At 33.6% G+C, this 16,392-nt stretch carries 18 protein-coding genes; 10 read left to right on the top strand and 8 right to left on the bottom strand.

Annotated elements, in window-relative coordinates; genetic code table 11:
- Positions 1–34 precede the first annotated feature (34 nt).
- The 4 genes from BAZ10_RS16965 to speB form a co-directional block, all read right to left on the bottom strand.
- Positions 35–2,797 carry a TonB-dependent receptor gene (locus BAZ10_RS16965; protein ID WP_078773032.1) on the bottom strand — a complete coding sequence of 921 codons (2,763 nt, stop codon included), beginning with the start codon at positions 2,795–2,797 and terminating at the stop codon, positions 35–37.
- 103 nt (positions 2,798–2,900) lie between these two features.
- Positions 2,901–3,320, bottom strand: coding sequence for an SH3 domain-containing protein (locus BAZ10_RS16960; protein WP_034868550.1), 420 nt, complete (start codon positions 3,318–3,320; stop codon positions 2,901–2,903).
- A gap of 6 nt (positions 3,321–3,326) precedes the next feature.
- Positions 3,327–3,809 carry a BON domain-containing protein gene (locus BAZ10_RS16955; RefSeq protein ID WP_078773031.1) on the bottom strand — a complete coding sequence of 161 codons (483 nt, stop codon included), beginning with the start codon at positions 3,807–3,809 and terminating at the stop codon, positions 3,327–3,329.
- A 103-nt stretch (positions 3,810–3,912) separates the two neighbouring features.
- Positions 3,913–4,767 carry an agmatinase gene (gene speB, locus BAZ10_RS16950; RefSeq protein WP_078773030.1) on the bottom strand — a complete coding sequence of 285 codons (855 nt, stop codon included), beginning with the start codon at positions 4,765–4,767 and terminating at the stop codon, positions 3,913–3,915.
- A gap of 148 nt (positions 4,768–4,915) precedes the next feature.
- Between speB and BAZ10_RS16945 the strand changes: the two genes are divergently transcribed.
- The 5 genes from BAZ10_RS16945 (at position 4,916) to BAZ10_RS16925 (ending at position 8,407) form a co-directional block, all read left to right on the top strand.
- Positions 4,916–5,191, top strand: a complete 276-nt coding sequence (locus BAZ10_RS16945; protein WP_078773029.1) for a DUF2089 family protein — start codon at positions 4,916–4,918, stop codon at positions 5,189–5,191.
- Between the two features lie 76 nt (positions 5,192–5,267).
- Positions 5,268–5,666, top strand: a complete 399-nt coding sequence (locus BAZ10_RS16940; protein ID WP_078773028.1) for a PH domain-containing protein — start codon at positions 5,268–5,270, stop codon at positions 5,664–5,666.
- 3 nt (positions 5,667–5,669) lie between these two features.
- Complete coding sequence (locus BAZ10_RS16935) at positions 5,670–6,248, top strand: YIP1 family protein (protein ID WP_221407379.1); 579 nt, start codon at positions 5,670–5,672, stop codon at positions 6,246–6,248.
- Between the two features lie 6 nt (positions 6,249–6,254).
- Entirely contained in the window at positions 6,255–7,649 is a 1,395-nt protein-coding gene (locus BAZ10_RS16930) for an alpha/beta hydrolase (protein WP_078773026.1), read from the top strand.
- A gap of 95 nt (positions 7,650–7,744) precedes the next feature.
- Positions 7,745–8,407, top strand: coding sequence for an HAD family hydrolase (locus tag BAZ10_RS16925; RefSeq protein WP_078773025.1), 663 nt, complete (start codon positions 7,745–7,747; stop codon positions 8,405–8,407).
- Between the two features lie 29 nt (positions 8,408–8,436).
- On the opposite strand, the gene BAZ10_RS16920 is transcribed toward BAZ10_RS16925, so the two are convergent.
- The 4 genes from BAZ10_RS16920 to BAZ10_RS16905 form a co-directional block, all read right to left on the bottom strand.
- Positions 8,437–9,828 (bottom strand): type III PLP-dependent enzyme domain-containing protein, encoded by a 1,392-nt coding sequence (locus tag BAZ10_RS16920; protein WP_059325298.1) that lies wholly within the window; start codon positions 9,826–9,828, stop codon positions 8,437–8,439.
- Positions 9,829–10,012: 184 nt separating this feature from the next.
- A complete protein-coding gene (locus BAZ10_RS16915) occupies positions 10,013–10,624 on the bottom strand; it encodes a thiamine diphosphokinase (RefSeq protein ID WP_078773024.1) in 612 nt (203 codons plus the stop codon).
- Between the two features lie 58 nt (positions 10,625–10,682).
- A complete protein-coding gene (locus BAZ10_RS16910) occupies positions 10,683–11,258 on the bottom strand; it encodes a cob(I)yrinic acid a,c-diamide adenosyltransferase (RefSeq protein ID WP_059325296.1) in 576 nt (191 codons plus the stop codon).
- Between the two features lie 576 nt (positions 11,259–11,834).
- Complete coding sequence (locus tag BAZ10_RS16905; protein WP_078773023.1) at positions 11,835–12,533, bottom strand: S24 family peptidase; 699 nt, start codon at positions 12,531–12,533, stop codon at positions 11,835–11,837.
- A 63-nt stretch (positions 12,534–12,596) separates the two neighbouring features.
- On the opposite strand from BAZ10_RS16905, the gene BAZ10_RS16900 reads away from it, so the two are divergent.
- The 5 genes from BAZ10_RS16900 (at position 12,597) to BAZ10_RS16885 (ending at position 16,392) form a co-directional block, all read left to right on the top strand.
- On the top strand, positions 12,597–12,806 hold the full coding sequence (locus BAZ10_RS16900; RefSeq protein WP_034866325.1) for a hypothetical protein: 210 nt from the start codon (positions 12,597–12,599) through the stop codon (positions 12,804–12,806).
- Positions 12,803–12,946 carry a hypothetical protein gene (locus BAZ10_RS19120; RefSeq protein WP_153246861.1) on the top strand — a complete coding sequence of 48 codons (144 nt, stop codon included), beginning with the start codon at positions 12,803–12,805 and terminating at the stop codon, positions 12,944–12,946. The genes BAZ10_RS16900 and BAZ10_RS19120 overlap by 4 nt, the downstream gene beginning before the upstream one ends.
- Before the next feature lie 2 nt (positions 12,947–12,948).
- Positions 12,949–13,134 (top strand): hypothetical protein, encoded by a 186-nt coding sequence (locus BAZ10_RS16895; protein WP_078773022.1) that lies wholly within the window; start codon positions 12,949–12,951, stop codon positions 13,132–13,134.
- Between the two features lie 278 nt (positions 13,135–13,412).
- Positions 13,413–15,458: a hypothetical protein gene (locus BAZ10_RS16890; RefSeq protein WP_131828797.1), complete on the top strand. Its 2,046-nt coding sequence runs from the start codon at positions 13,413–13,415 to the stop codon at positions 15,456–15,458.
- Positions 15,451–16,392, top strand: coding sequence for an ATP-binding protein (locus BAZ10_RS16885; RefSeq protein ID WP_078773020.1), 942 nt, complete (start codon positions 15,451–15,453; stop codon positions 16,390–16,392). The genes BAZ10_RS16890 and BAZ10_RS16885 overlap by 8 nt, the downstream gene beginning before the upstream one ends.

The raw sequence follows: 16,392 nt of genomic DNA, 5'->3' as shown, positions 1-16,392 counted from the left end.
AAATCTGACCATTTCTTATTTTATAGCTTTAGTTCTAACCTTTCTTGCTACCAAATTTGTTAAACTTATAACTAAGTGTAAACATTACATATCTTTTCAGAATAAGGTCTTCACGATCCTCAATATAAGTATCTGTAATTACTCTTTTCACACTCTGGTTCTGATTCAGTACATCATAAACCATTACCTTGGCAGTCATTTGCTTTTTAAGGAAAGTATAACCCAAACTGGCATTCCAGAAATAGAAATCTTTTTTGAAGCCCGGAGCAATATTAGTATTGGTTGTATAAGTAAAATTATTCTCTATTGTAAAATCCTGATTTTTCCCGAAATAATTGATAGACTGTAGGCTGAAAACATTACTTGTGGTATGCGATTGATCTAACACATAGTTTTTGTAATCTGTCTGGTTATAACTTAGGGAATAAGATGGTTTTATCGTCATCTTGTCCTTAATTTCATATGTCAGATTAATTCCCGGAGTTACGGAATAAGCTGCACTTGTATATCTGTCTCCGTCAACAAAACCATTAGTAAATCGATGATTAAAAGTTACTCTTGGGCCAATTGTTAATTTATTATCTTTCCATTTAAAGGTCTTGGTATATCCCGATCCCAAATAAATGCTTTTATTACCACTTACATTAATATAAGTAATCTCCTGCCCCCCTGTTTCTTTATTAAAATGACGGTTATTGGTAACGTCATTGTCCTGATAATTGAAACTAAAGTTGAAATATAGATTCGTATTTTTTAGTTGATTGTATTTGCTATAATACATATTTCCATAAAACCTCCATGTGTTTTTCAGATCCGGATTTCCTTTATAGGAAATCAATGGGTTAGACCTGTCTTCATAAGGTGTTAACTGCATTGCTGAAGGAATATCATAGTTACTTCCTACATATGCCGATATATTTTTCCCATCCTTGCTGCTCCATACATTAAGGTTGAATTCCGGAAGGGCAAAATTTTTATTCAGCTTATAATCCTGTCCGTTATAGCGGGCATTAACATCCATTTGCGTTACATTAAGATTAGCAGATGCCCATAGATTAATGTTCTTCTTATTCAGCTCATAGCCAACTCTAGGTACAAATACATTATTCTGTTGGCGCATCATATTAGATAAATCAACATTAAATTTAGAATAATCTCCTGTTGCAGAATTAAAGTCGTTGACATCCCTGCTATTTCGGTTGTAAAGGGTATTATAGCCCATACCTACCGACACCTTTGCAGAATCAGAAATTGGTTCTGCATAATCAGCATTAATATTATACCGATTATTAAGTGCTTTACTATATGATCTCTGGTTTCTGATATCATTTTTACCAGGCTCCTGATCGAAAAGTGTTTCAGATTTAATCAGATTATCATTCACTGATTCTCCGACATTACCTGACATACTAAAACTAATACGTCTGCCCTTTTCACTTAATTTTCTGGAAAAATACATCCGGGATTGTCCGGAATTATTTCTTGAGTCGTTTTTATTATAAGAATTATTCTCATTTAACAACGTACCGTCCCTAAAGGTAGAAGATGCACCTGTACTAATATTTGTTCCGTTATTCGTAAGGAATGAATTGGATAAATAGAAATTTGTATTTTTATCCAGTTTTACTCTGAAACTATTTTCCAGACTATATTGGCTACTATCATTTTCACCGGAATTCTGAGATTTAGTTCTTAGTGCATAATCCGATAATAAGGTTGTTCTATCCGATACTGAACGGGTTTCACGGTCGCTTTTAGAGTACAACATACTTAATCCGTCAAGACTTATATCTTTGGCTAATTCATCAGAATAATTAACTCCAACCATTGTGGAGCGTAGAATACCGCCACCATTGTCCCCTGCAGAAACCATAATTCTGTTACCTTCCTGAACATAGGAATTTCCTTGAATCAAATTAGCATTTCTTCCATACCCCATACTTTCGTAGACCTCATCACTTTTAAAACCGGAAACATTAATATTATTGGAGGATGCTAAAAGGCTGATTTTTGTATTTTTCTTAAAATAGCTGAGTATAGCACTTCCCTCATATCGTTTGTCTGATCCATAACCTGCATAAGCTCTTGCCATAAAACCTTTATTTTTCTTCTCATCTATCGTAAGGTTTACGCTCATATTATTAGACTTCCCTTTCTCTCCTTTTACTCTTTCTTCTTCAGTCTTACTAGTTGTTACCTGAATTTTCTTGATTAAATCTGCAGGCAAATTCTTAAGCGCAATTTTACCATCTTTATCAAAGAAAGGCTTTCCGTTTACCAATATCTGATCTACTTCTTTACCATTAGCTGTAATTTTACCATCGTTGCTAATTTCGAATCCAGGTAAAGATTTAATCAGCTCCTCAACCTTTCCGTCTGGTTTTACTTTGAAGGAGGCTGCATTAAATTCCAGTGTATCTTTTTTTACTTTTACCGGCGGAGCACCTTTAATTTCTACTCCAGCAATATTTTTGGAAACCTCTGTAATTAATTTTATTACATCGAGTTTTTGTGAGCTTTCAAGTTTATCGTAGATTTTGCTATACTCTTTCTGTTGTTCGGCATTTATCTTAAACACTACTGGTTCCTGTATTTTATCAAACTTCAGACTGAAGTTCCCTTCTTTCCCGGAATTGGTATAGTTAATAATTGATGAATCTTTCTGTTTTAGTAAATAGACGGTAGCATCTTCGATTGGCTTGCCGCCTTGGTCTACTATTTTACCTGTAAGATTTAGTGATTGTCCGTAGTGTGAAATCCCTATAAGCAGGATAAAAAGTAGAAATAATTTTCTCATATTCAGGTGTTAATTAGTTTGCGAGGCGAAAATAGAATAAAAAAAAACTAACTCCCAAGCACGGGAGTTAGTTTTAATACTTTTTAACTATTTTTATAGTGATTTACGCTTGTAAATATCTTGAATAAGCATAACCTTGTTCACCATCCTTAGTTCTTACCAACCACCATTCTCCGTTAGTTTGCTCTACCAAAGTTACCAATTCTCCTTTAGCTGCCTTACCAACGATATTACCTTCAGTACTTGGAGTCTCACGGATATTAAGGTTAGTAGACTCAGTATTTACCGTAAGGTTTGTACCTGCAGGAAGTCCTGAAACCTGTACATCTACATTAATATCTGAAGCTGTAAAGTTAGGATCTATTACACCCAGAGCATTCCATACTGCATCTTTAGCTGCAGAATTGGAAGCGCTACCGGATACGTAAAGAATCCCGTCCTGCTCTTGTACCTGTAAATTGCCGATACCTGCACCTTGTGCAGCTGTAATTACACTTGCGTATTTATCTTGTAGTTCACTCATCTTTTGTTATTTTACGATATAGTTATAGTTTACTTTACCCACTTTCAATGCATCGATAGACTGCTTGATTTTCCTAGCATCTTCTTTGGTTACATCACCACTAACGGTAAGTTCACCATTTACAACTTCAGCTTTTACTTTTGGGAAATCTTTCAAAGCATCTTTTACTTTCTGAAGATTTTCAGGAGCAGAAGCTACTTTTGTTTCTACAACAGGTGCAGAAGCTTCTACTGTAGACATATCCATTACATCTTTTATACCTTCGATAGCTTTAAGAGATGCAATCATCTGATCTTTAGCTGCAGCATCTTTAAAAGTTCCGGATAAGTGAGCTACACCGTCTTTTACTTCTACTTTAGCCTGAGGATCTGCTGCAACTACAGCTGTAGCCTTAGTCTGCAAATCAGCATCATTATTTTTCTTTTTACAAGATACTGCTACAGTAGACACTAAAATAGCCAATGCAGCGGTGGTGAAAATTTTTTTCATGTGTTGGATTAATTTAATAGTTTATAATAAAAAACCTTGTGAACGTAAATTTATTAAATAAAATTATGCTCACAAGATTTTATTCTGTTAAAAAAAATTAAAATTACTTTTTAGCTGTAAAGTAATAGGCTAACATTTTGTAATATAATTTTGCAGATAAGAAAGCTGTTGGTTTTGCCATTGGGCTATCCATAAGCTCTACAATATCGAAAGCAACAACATTGCACTTCTCGAAAACTTTTTTCAATAGTTCTAATGTAGGATACCATGCCAAGCCCCCTGGCTCTGGTGTTCCGGTAGAAGGTGCAATAGACGGATCAAAAGCATCCAGATCTATTGTGATATATACATTACCCGATATTTTTGCCAAAACATCATCTATCCAGTTTGGGTTTGTTGCAATTTCATGAGCCCAGAAACATTGGCCTTTTGGTACATACTCCATTTCCTCAACATCCATAGAACGAATACCTACCTGTACCAGATTGTGTTTTTGACTCGCTTCGAAAACTGCACAAGCGTGATTCGAAGTGGATCCATGAAAATCAGGTCTTAAATCTGTGTGAGCATCCAATTGAAGAACCGTAAGGTTATCATACTTCTCTCCTACTGCACGGATAGAACCTATAGATACAGAATGTTCGCCTCCGAAAAGCGTAAACAATTTATCTTCGTTACCCAACAATTCTTTGGTTTTCTGATAAACAGCCTCTGTCATTGCCTCTGGTGTCGAATTTTCAGAAACTTCTCCTGCCATGTAAACACCATTCAGGTAAGGCTCAGTCCCTGTTTCAATATCATAAAGCTCCATATTTTCCGAAGCATCAAGAAAAAGTGCAGGACCTTTATCAGCTCCTTTCCCCCATGTTGAAGTTCCATCGTAAGGAACAGTTACCAACATTACTTTTGAATTTTCCAGTGTTGCATTCTCTTCAGGAATTCCTGCGTATGTTCTCATATTTTTATTAAAAATTGAAATATTATTCCGCAAAGATAATTAGAAATAGAGCCGGAAAAAAAAATTGATAATTACATTTTGATAATTTAAAATAATATTTAATTTTGTTAAAAATATTTTTAATTTTATTAAAATAAAAAGAGACAAAATGAAACTCCCAGTTGTATGCCCTAGTTGTGAATCGACTCTGATTGTAAGTCAAATGAAGTGTACAAATTGTGACACTACTGTAAATGGCAATTACGAGCTTCCTCTGTATCTTCAGCTTGGTCGTGAGGAACAACAGTTTATTCTGGATTTCTTTCTATCCAGTGGAAGCATAAAAGAGATGAGCAAGCAGGCTAATCTTTCTTATCCAACAATGCGAAATAAAATGGATGATCTTATTGAGAAGATCAGCAAGCTAAAGAAAGCACTACCCTAAGTTTGTAATAACCTGTAAATCAAAAACACCAACGACTCGACAGATCTAACAGTCTCAGCAAACAAAATATTAAATTATGAAAAATATCCCTGTAAAAATTGGTTGGGAAACTATTATACTTATAGCTGTACCCTTACTTTTTCCACTTTATTTCGTTTTTACAGATAAAGATTATATCCCGCTTACAATTCTCATCCCTGCAATAATATTCGTATCCATCCTGATTATGGGAATCAGCTACCGGATTATTGGAAACGAACTTATCATCCGAAATAGCATTTTGGGAAGTACACGAATACCAATTTCAGATATTAAAAGTATTAAAAAGACTAAAAATCCTATTTCTTCTCCTGCGCCTTCAATATTCGGAAGAATCGAAATTATTTATAAAAATGGCAGCATCATTATTTCACCAAAGGATTTCGATCTGTTCAAAAATGAATTACTAAAAATAAACCCCAATATCACTTTTTAAACTATGAACTGGAAAACGTTATTTAATCCATTTGAGAAGTATTCTGAATATAAACTTTTACTATTTGGGATTCTTTCTTTCATTCTAACACCATTTGTTTCTTACTATACTCAAAATAGAATGACGAGTTTCATGCGTTTCGACAGCCCCGAAGAAGTCCTGACACTGAAAAGCTCATTCTTATATTGTTCAGTAAGTATTGGAAGCATTATTTTAATACTTTATTTGATTGCAATAGTATTCAACAGAAGATCTCGTTTTTTAGATATTACCAATACGATTTTGGTTTCTAATGCCATAAATATTCCTGTTCTTCTGCTAACCCATCTTATCGATGTGAATAAAGCTTTTTCTTCTGATGGCATAAATGAGAATTTCTATCAATACATCATAAATTTATTATTTATAATTCTAATTACAGCTTTTGTTATTTCTCTGGTAATTTATTCTATTGTCTTATTTTTCAATGGCTTCAAAACAGCAACCAATATAAAAAAGTTGCCGCAGATTGTACTTTTTGTCTTTATTTTCTTTGTTTCCTTAATGATCTGCCAAATACTTATACCAAAACTCAAATTTTAAAATAATATGAAAACCAAATTATCTATTATGTTACTATTGCTTTGCCAAATAGTCTTTTCCCAAGATTTAGAAAAAACGGCAAGCGACTTTGTTAATAACCTTTTTACTAAAAAATATACTGAAAGCATAAAACTTGAAGATGATGAAGTAAAAGACAAAATGACGGAAGCTGTTCTTGAAATGGTAAATGGACAACTAAGTGGTATGTTCGGAGATTACAAAAAAGTAATTTCTACAGAAAAAGCCGTAGAAGATGGTATTCCAATGATATTAGTATATACCGAATTTTCTAAACAGAATGTGAATTTCAAAGTTCCTTTTTCAAAGAATAATAAAGTTCTGGGGATATTTAAAGGGCCAGATAAAGAAGAACCATCAAAAATTGAACGTCCACAAACACCAAAACCTCCGTATAGTTACAATACAGAAGAAGTAACAATTACAAATCCAATAGATAAGAATCTTTTAACGGGAACTCTTACTACGCCTCAAAACTATAACAAAAATATTCCGGTATATGTACTTATAACCGGATCTGGACAACAGGACAGGGATAGTGAATTTTACGATCATAAACCTTTTGCTGTCATTGCCAATTATTTAGGAAATAACAATATTGCAACTTTAAGAATGGATGATCGGGGAATAGGAAAATCAAGCTCTGGGAAAAATACTGATACAACAGAAAATTATGCCACAGATATTATGGCAGCTGTTAATTTTCTTGTGCAAAAAGGATTTTCTAACATTGGTTTAATAGGTCATAGCGAAGGCGGAGCAATTGCTCCAATGGTTGCAGCCAAAAGTAAAAGCATTAAAAACATTATACTTCTTGCGGGTCCCGGTCTACCAGGAAATGAATTATTAACATTACAAAATAAGCGTATCGATGAAGTATATGGAGCTACTCCCGAGCAAATAGAAGATGATATTAAGGTGAAAAGTTTTTTCTTCAAATTTGTAAGGGAATATAAAGGCCATAATTTTTCCAAAGATGCACATGAAGAATTAGAAAAGTTTTTTGCTCAAAATACAACTAAAATCCCGGCGAAAGCTCAAGTACAATTATCTGAAATTCTAATTAATTCTATGGTTCCATGGATGATTTCATTTCTGAAATCAACTCCCGAGCAATACCTTATACAAGTAAAAATTCCTGTACTTGCTCTAAATGGAAGTCTGGATCTTCAGATAACCCCAGAAGAGAATTTAAAAGCTATAAAAAATGCGTTGACAAAAGCTGGAAATAAAGATTTTGAGGTTTTAGAAATCCCCGGACTCAATCATCTTTTTCAGACCGCTAAAACCGGAAGCCCTAAAGAATATGAAGAAATAGAAGAAACCTTCTCTCCAAAAGCTTTGGAGATTATGAAAAACTGGATACAGAAACATCAAAAATAAACTTATAATTTAGGTTGCTTCATTACTTTAATAATCTCTTAAATAATATATAGAACCTCATTTACAGAAAGTCTTAACTTTGCAAAAAAACTTTTATGCCTTTAAAAGCAGTACTTTTTGATATGGATGGTGTTATTGTAGATACTGAACCATTACATAGAAAATCTTATTTCAAAATGTTTGATGAATTCGGAATTAATGTAAGTGAGGAACTTTTCACTTCCTTTACCGGAAAAGCAACGCTAAGCGTTTGTCAGGAACTTATAACTCTTTTCAATCTAAATTACACGCCACAAGAGCTCGCTGATAAAAAGAGAATAAACTTTAAATATCTTTTTGATAATGATTCTGATTTTGACCTTATTCCCGGAGTCAGAAATCTTATTGAAAATTATCATCACAATGGTATAAAAATGATATTGGCCTCTTCAGCCAGTATGAATACCATTAACTGGGTATTTGAAAGATTTGATTTGGAGAAATATTTTGCAGGAAAAATTAGTGGTGCCGATCTGAAACAATCTAAACCTCATCCGGAAATCTTTGAACTGGCAGCCGGAATGTCGGGTGAAGACAAAAACAGCTGTATTGTTATAGAAGATTCCACTAACGGAATACAAGCCGCCTATTCTGCTGATATTTTCTGTGTAGCTTATAAGAGTATACATTCGGAAAATCAAAAGTATGACAAAGCCCAAAAGATTATTTCGGACTACAACGAAATAATCTATGAAACATCTACAGAATGGTTTAAATAAAAAAAGCTGCCAATGGGCAGCTTTCTTATTTAGTATCCTAATAGTCGTAAAACATCATCAGGTGTTTGTTCTTCACGGAAAACTGAATATGTATAATTTCCGTTCTCGTCTTTATCAATAAGCACATGTTTAGGCTGCGGCATCAGACAGTGGTGAACTCCACCGTACCCACTAATCGTTTCCTGATATGCTCCTGTATTAAAGAAACCAATATATAGAGGTTTCGTATCTGTAAATACAGGCAGGTAAATAGCATTGGTGTGTTGTTCTGAATTATAATAATCATCGGAATCACAAGTAAGTCCTCCCAGGAAAACCCTCTCATAAGTATCGTCCCAACGGTTAAGTGGTAACATAATAAAGTGTCTGGAGATCGCCCATGTATCTGGCAGTGTAGTCATAAATGAACTATCGATCATATTCCATTTCTCTCTGTCGTTCTGACGTTTCTGGCTAATGATCTGGTAAAGATTACCTCCACTTTCGCCAACCGTAAATGACCCGAACTCTGTATAGATATTTGGTTCTTCTACTCCTTCTTCTTCACAGAATTTTTTAATCTGCGATACAATTTCGTTTACCATGTATTCGTAATCGTAATCGAAATTTAAAGAGGTTTTAATTGGGAACCCCCCTCCAATATTCAGAGAATCTACTTCAGGAGCAATTTTTTTCAGACGAGCATACACACGAAGACACTTAAACAATTCATTCCAATAGTATGCAGTATCCTTCATTCCTGTGTTAATGAAGAAATGTAACATCTTCAATCTTGCATTCGGGTGTTCAGCAATTTTCTGGCTGTAATATGGGATAATATCCTTATATCCAATACCCAGACGGGATGTATAAAATTCAAATTTTGGCTCTTCTTCAGAAGCTATACGAATTCCGATATTGAAAGTAGTATCTATGCTTTCTGTTAGCTTATCCAATTCACGGTAGTTATCCAGAATCGGAGTAATATTTTCAAATCCTGAGTTAATCAGATCTGCGATTTTCACCAGATAATCATCTGTCTTAAATCCGTTACAGATTACTTCTACATTTTCCTTTACTTTTCCTTTTTCATAAAGTCTTTTAACGATGTCTATATCGTAAGCTGAAGAGGTTTCAATGCTGATATCATTCTTTAGCGCTTCTTCTAATACGAAGGCAAAATGACTAGATTTCGTACAATAACAGTAACGGTACTTGTTTTTATATTCGTGGGTTTCTATGGCTTCTTCAAACCATTTTTTTGCCCGCTGAATATTTTCAGAGATTTTAGGAAGATAATTAAACTTCAAAGGTGTCCCGAATTTTTCCACCAATTCCATTAAAGGAATTCCGTGAAATTTAAGTTGGTGATTGTCCACCTGAAACTCTTCTTGCGGGAAATACAAGGTCTGATCTATAAGTTCAGAATACTTTATTTTCATTCTTTACAATGGGGGTTTAAATAACATAAAATAAAATCGATTTTTCGAGCGACAAAATTGCTAAAAATTAATGGATTTTGAAAGCAGTTTTTTTAAATAGAATGCAGTAGTTAGAAAGCGAGAAAAAATAAAAAAGAGAAAATCAAAATTCTTCTCTTTTAATAAAAATTTATTCTGTAACGTATTATTTACCAATAAATAGCAATATTGCACCATCACTATAAGAACAGGTAAAAATATCTTCCACAGCAAAGTTACGTGTTCCTATTCTTCCTGTCATACTTAGTTCTTCTCCAAACAGAGGCCAGTTAAGCCCTCTTGTTACTACATTTTCTGCAACAGGATATGGCACTAAAGAAATGATTTTCCCTAATACATTCTGAGCTTCGAATTCATTCGGAATAAAGAAATATTTTGAATATTCGTCGTAAAAAGTAATCTCCAATTTATTTCTGAACAGGTATGCTACTGTAAGATTTCCCAAATAATGATCCTGCTCGCCACCACTCCCTCCATAAACATCTACCTCATAAAAACCTTTTTCTATGATTATTTCTAAAGCTTTGTGAAAATCCGTTTTATTCTGATCCGGTGTATGGATTAGTTTTTCAGAAACGATTTTTTCGCTCTCTTCATATGAATCAAAATCACCTGAAATAAAATCTAAAAGATCTAAAGGGAAATTCTTTTCTCTTAAATAATGAAATGCACCATCTGTACATGCAATAAGATCATAATCTTTGATTTCAGGAATATTTTTAGGAGGTTCTCCATTTATGAAGAGTAATGCTTTCATTTACAAATAAAAAATTAGCTTAGCTTTAATTATACTTTTATATGGATATCAAAATTTGCTATCTCGCGTTAGGATTCCAGTATTCTTCCTGCTCATTATCCAACATGGAGGCATAGCGCGCCATGACAAATAAATAATCGGATAATCGGTTAAGATATTTAATAAGTTCTGGACGCACTTCTTCAGTTTCATTCAGAAATACCATTCCGCGTTCTGCCCGTCTGCAAATTGTTCTGGCAGCATGAAGAAATGTAGCAGCTTTTCCACCACCTGGCAAAATAAAAAACTGTAATGGCTCCAAACTTTCATCCATCTTATCCATCCATACTTCAAGCTTGCTGATATCTTCCTCTTTTATTGTTACTGGTAAACGGGACTTTCCGTTTGCCAGATATACTTTATCTATTGGTGTTGCAGCCTCAGAACCTAATGTAAAAAGATCATATTGTATTTCTGCAAGTTGCTTCAGGCAGTCACTATCATCAATATGACTTTTGGCTATTCCGATAAAGGCATTCAATTCGTCAATGGTACCATAAGCGTCTACCCTTGCGCTAGCCTTAGAAACACGAGTTCCACCATATAAAGCAGTTTCTCCTTTATCTCCTGTTTTGGTATATATTTTAAAAGTCATATTGGTGTTTATTTTTAGCTGGTTAAAATTAATTTATAATCCACTCTACTTGCAAATCTTTTATTCAATACTATACCCCCTAAAATAAAATGTCAAAAATAAAAATCAAAAAAATAGGGCGCAAACGCCGATAAATAAAAGAAAAACGGTGCAAGTAGGCATTCTTATAAAATCAAAATTAAATGTCAAAAAATACCATTTAAATACCGTTTCAACCAAAATTAAATACAAATTAAATGTCCCTATTGGGGCATTTATTGTTTATATATACAAATATGTACTGAATGCCCTATTTATAAAGATTTGTTAATTCTGGAACCATCATGAATATTAGTTTTTTGCATATATGCTAGAATGCTAAAATTTTAAAAACAAAATATTAAAACATACCTTTAGGCATACTTTTAGGCATACCTTAAATATGAAAAATAATAGTCTTAAAATAGTGCATTATTACTTAAAAGCATTAAAAAAAGCATTAAAAACACATTTTAACACCCCTATTTTTTAATAATAAAAATATCAAAACCCTTTACCTGCAACGAATTACAAAGGTAACCTGATTAAAAAGGGAGGTTATTCTAATCTTATGACACCTAAGACGCAAGCAATTGAGTAAATATTGTCAAGGTGTATATCGAATGGATCATAATTAGAATTATCACTAACTAGTAAAATATGATTTTCTTTTTGAGATTTCTTTACACGTTTTATTAAAGCTCCTTGTTCTGTATCTAACACATATACCTTATTCCATTGAAAAAAGGTATTTGAAGATATCTTTTTACAAGCTATTAAATCTCCCGAACTATATTTAGGATACATTGAAGAACCTTTTACCCTAATCATAAATTCTGCTTTTAGTTCTGTAAATTCAGGAACCTCATAATAGCTTGTTTCATAATCCATAATTTGCATTGATCCGGTACCATAACCTGCCATGGCATCAATTGGAATTAATGGAATTCCTAAATTTATAGTTTTATCATTCTTGTATACCGTCTCTTCTTCTTTTAAGTCAGGTAAATTTTCAACTTGCTTTTCATATAGATACAATTCTTTTTTTAACATATTTCCACTACCTGTTAAAAGCCAAGTAGGGTTAACTTCTGTATAAAAATTGAGAAATCTCATTAAATTATCTTCTGATAATCCATTGTTTTGTGATAAAACACCGTTAGACACACCTGTGTCTTCATAAAACTTACGTCTTTTAATACCTTTATAATCAAGGTATTGCATAATTCTTTCTTTTAAAATTGAATTTTCTCTCATTTTTATTTGTAGTTAATTGAGAAATCTCTATATATTTGTTCCATAATCGGAATAAATAAAGCAATGAACAAAGAAACAAAAAAAAGAGAAAGTTACAATACGGAAATCATCAATGCTCTTTCTCAAGAATTCTTGGTGTCAACACGATTTGTAAGAATGTGTGTCCGTAAAGAGAAACATAGTTTAACAGCAGAAACCATTCGTAAAAAATATTATGAATTGGCTAATCCTTCAATAAAAGCACTTGAAAACTTCAAAAAACAACCATTATGAAATTATTGCAAAAATTATTGCAGAACATATTCTGTATTTCAACTTATGAAGTAGAAAATGTTGATAGCCATATAAAAGAGTTGGCAACTTCATACCAACTCTTAGGATTCACTTATAAAACAACCTATAAAGCCCTTTAGAAATGGAAATTCTATTAATTATCTCAAATACAGCATCCAGTCTTTCTCAAGCATCTGTTGAATCTCAAAAAAAAGAACTAGCTATTTCTATAGAGCAAAAAGGAATATTGCTTCCACCAGAACAGTATGAGGAAGTATGGAAAAAGATTAAAGAAATTGAAAAAACTATTAGTCTAAACGAACATTAAGCTTTTTAGCAAGTTTATGGATTAAGGTGCCAATATTATAGTAATCACCTACTCCAATAACCGTTTTACAAGAGGTACATCGGATAAACATCATCTTATAATTAGAATCTTCCGGGACATCTTCAACCATTTCAAAACGTGAGTTTTCACATTTAGGACATTTTGATCTTGAATAATTAGTCATAACTATATTTTTTAGTGGAATAACAAATATAGTAAATCTCCCGCCACGGCATAGCGTGGATTCGACACCACGGCGGGAACAATTTTTTTAAACTATGTACGATTTTTATCATAACACTTTAACGATTCCCGGACGAGCCTTGTATGAGGATTTGGGCGTTATGTCTAAATCTAATTATGATAAACAATGTAGACAAGGTAAATTAAATCGAGTTAGACAGGGTAAAGGCTTAGATAACTGTGCTCTTGTAGAGTTTGATAGCATACCTGAACGATTCAGAGTTGAAATAGTAAAAAAACTTGGTATTCCTCCTAAAAAAGAGGCTCAACATCTGATTTTAAAGTATTACAAGACAGATTATGAAGCGATTGACTTCTATGCAACTCATTTGCTAGAGGATTACAGAAGGCTTTCTCCGGAAAAACAGGATGAATATGTCAGAAATGCTCAGATGATACAAGCTGTTGACGCTTATATGAAGGATATGAAAGCTTTCAGAAAGTCAAGAGGCGGATCGATCACTAAAATTTGGCAAGAAGCTGCAATTGCGGTAAAAGAAGTAAAAGGTCAAATCGGACATACTTTGCCGGGAACTGACCGCCGTTTACGAGATAAATTGGCTGAATTTGCAAAAGATGGTTATAAATCATTGGTTTCTGAGAATTTCGGAAAGAAAAAAGCGATAAAAGTAAAAGATGCTACACAAGAAGCTTTACTGCGCCAATTACTAAGAGATCACCGTAATCTGGATAATGAGCAAATAGCAATGATTTACAACTCAGTTGCTAAAATACAGGGCTTTCCAGAACTATCTGCCGGAACAATTGGCAATTATCGCAAAAAGTGGAATCTGTTAGTATATGCAGGAACCAATGGAGAAAAGGCATTTAATGATAACATAGGTATGCAGGTGAAAAGAAAAGCACCTTCTGCTCCATTATTGTTCTGGACTGTTGATGGATGGGATATCGAATTACTATATCAGAGACAAAGCAAGAACTTAAAAGGTGATAAGATCACAACTTATCATAATCGCCTTACAATGGTGGTTGTTTTAGACCCAGTAATAAAATATCCTATCGGTTATGCAATTGGAAGAGAGGAAAGTTCAGGTCTTATACAGCAGGCTCTCAGAAATGCAGTTCTTCATACTGAAGAATTATTTGGACAAAAGCATAAAGTATTACAGATACAGTCTGATAACTATTCTAAGAAGAAAATGACGCCTATTTACGAAATGATGTCTAAAAGCTTTACTCCTGCAAAGGTTGGTAATGCAAAATCTAAAGTAATTGAGCCGTGGTTTAAATTTTTTAATAAAAAGTATTGCCAGTTAGCACCGAATTGGAGCGGACACGGAGTGAAAGCTGAAAAGCAACCAAATGAAGAATATTTAAATAAAATTCGACACTCATTCCCAGATGAAAACGGTTGTATTACCCAAATCATTACGATGATTGAAATAGAAAGGGAAAGGCTGAAAGAACAGTATATCGAAGCTTATAATAATATGCCTGAGGATGCGAAAAAAGAGATCAGTAATCAGGATTTCCTTTTACACTTTGGAGAAACAACAGGTTACACAAACAAAGTCAATCACAACGGTCTTCACATCGCTATTAATGGCAAAAAGCATGAGTACGACAGCTTTGATATTAATTTCAGAATGTATGCACACCTTGATTGGACAATAAAATACGATAGCAATGATCTTAATCAGGTTCTTGCCTACAATGAAGAACATAATATCAGTTTCATGCTTCAGGAAAAATATGTGCAGCCAATGGCTTTATATGACCGCAAAGAAGGTGATGCCGAAGAATTAGCAAAAATAGGTCGATTTAATAAGGAAATGAAGCAGGTGATTCTTGATACTCAGGCAGAAGATTACAAAGAAGTTAACCAAATGTTTATCCGAAACCCTGAATTAGACGGAACCCTTGCGAAAATGGTGATAGTAGATAGCAGAGGACAGCATAAAGACCAACGGAACGCAAAACGTTTAGATCGCTCTAAAAACCTACTCAATAAGCAGGAAAAGCAAATACAACAAGGAACCGATTTCGATTGGGAAAAAGAACAAAATGACTATTACGCAAATAAAGTAAACCTAAATAAATACCTAGATAACGATGAATAAAACTACCAAAGACCAAATAATGGCAGCCGCTGAGTTATGGATGGATGAACATAATTTTTCTGCCAATGAGTTTTCAACAGAAACGGCAGTACCAGCCAATTATCTGTCATACATGAGAAAAAGCCAGTATTTTATTACTGTAAGCGGAAAGGAAGTAGATATTGACGATAAATATTTTCGTATGGTTGCCGATGTAATCGGTTATAACTACGGAAATAAAAGTCACTGGACATTAAAACAAACCCCGCAGCTTAATCAGATGATTTCTGTTTTAGAAGATGCTGAAAAGTTTGGATATACAAATATTATAATCGGTTCCACTGGGTGTGGTAAAACTTATATAACAGATTTATTTGTAAAGCAAAATCCCAAAAACAGATTTAAAATAACTGTCGGTTCAATGGACACTATCGGAGACCTGTTAGATAAATTAGGATTAGCTATGCGATTACCTATTGCTGGTTCAAAATCCCGAAAAATCCACACTATTACCAAAGAATTAAACAGATTACGACTAAACGGCAGAAATCCATCTGTTATTTGGGATGAATCGGAATATATGAAACAGGCAACATTATGCAATATAAAAGAGTTTCACGACCACCTAAACGGAAAATGCGCACTCATTCTTATTGGTACCGATCAGCTAAGAACAAAGATTGAAAAGCTGAAAAATAAAAATGCAGCAGGTATGCCACAGTTTTACCGCCGTGTAAAGTACGGAATCAGAGAATTAAAGCCAATTGATACCAGATATAAAGAATTTTTGGAGGGTATTGAGGATAAAAATTTGGTTAAGTTCCTTCAAAGAGAGTGTGAGAACTATGGAGAATTACATGATGTATTAGTTCCTGCACTTCGAGAAGCAGAAAGACTTGGTGAACCAGTTACCGAAAATCTAGTAAGAAAAATACTCAATATGCCAAAACAGTAA

It is taken from the genome of Elizabethkingia occulta, assembly GCF_002023715.1.
GTDB classification, from domain to species: domain Bacteria; phylum Bacteroidota; class Bacteroidia; order Flavobacteriales; family Weeksellaceae; genus Elizabethkingia; species Elizabethkingia occulta.
The sequence above is the reverse complement of the archived record's forward strand: the minus strand, read 5'-3'. Positions and strand labels throughout refer to the sequence as shown.